This is a genomic window from Liquorilactobacillus capillatus DSM 19910 (assembly GCF_001434915.1).
Taxonomy (GTDB): Bacteria; Bacillota; Bacilli; order Lactobacillales; family Lactobacillaceae; genus Liquorilactobacillus; species Liquorilactobacillus capillatus.
In genome coordinates, this window is the sequence record NZ_AZEF01000045.1 from 1 (window position 1) to 760 (window position 760).

The window sequence follows — 760 nt, forward strand, 5'->3', positions numbered from 1 at the left end:
CTGAACTATGATATATCGAGATTAAAACAAAGAGTTGAGTTTGGATCGATTAAGTCAGTTGAGGACGATAATACAGGCGACTATAAGCAAGAGTTTGTATCACTGTTCAAGTTATGGTGTGGTGATTATACATTGTCAACGAATCAATCAATAAACTTACTAGGAATACAAAGAACAACAAGCAAAGTTATTGTGATAAGGCATAATGATGTTCTTGATGAACAATATATAGCTAGAATAAACGATAAGGAGTATCAGATTGTTACTATTGATAGCGATAGTGATATCAATGGTTTTGATGTGATAACGTTGCATAAAGTTAGTGGCTTTAAATGAAGCCAGTTAAACAATGTAATCATGCAGGTTGTAGAGAATTAGTACCATTCAATGAAAGGTATTGTAGTAAGCATAAGCAAAATTATAACAAGCAAGTATATTATACAAGAACATATGATAGTGCCGAGTCTAAGAGGCAACAATTCTATCATTCTGCAGCATGGCGAAGATTAAGCAGGCGATTTTTGGAAAATAATCCAATTTGTGTGAAATGTTATGAAGATGGAGTAATAAGAAAAGCTGATGTTGTCGATCACGTACAGGAAGTTAAGGATAATTGGTCAAGACGATTAGATGAAAGCAATTTACAAGCATTATGTAACGTTCATCACAATGCAAAAACACGAAATGAACGAAAAAAGCGAAGTCAAAAGCCTTAGAAACGTTGGTATATCAACAATAAGGGGGCTATGTGTCAATGACT

2 protein-coding genes are annotated in these 760 nt (G+C 33.8%); both read left to right on the forward strand.

The annotated features are described in order from the left end of the window. Positions 1-336, forward strand: a 336-nt coding sequence (locus FC81_RS09405; RefSeq protein WP_235804677.1) for a phage head closure protein, incomplete at its 5' end; no start/stop codon positions are given. Further along, positions 333-716, forward strand: coding sequence for an HNH endonuclease (locus FC81_RS09410; protein ID WP_057746209.1), 384 nt, complete (start codon positions 333-335; stop codon positions 714-716). The genes FC81_RS09405 and FC81_RS09410, both read left to right, overlap by 4 nt. The last annotated feature ends 44 nt before the right edge of the window (positions 717-760 follow it).

Coding starts and splice junctions, on each gene's coding strand:
- FC81_RS09410 (WP_057746209.1), top strand. CDS start 333: ATGAAGCCAGTTAAACAATGTAATCATGCAGGTTGTAGAGAATTAGTA.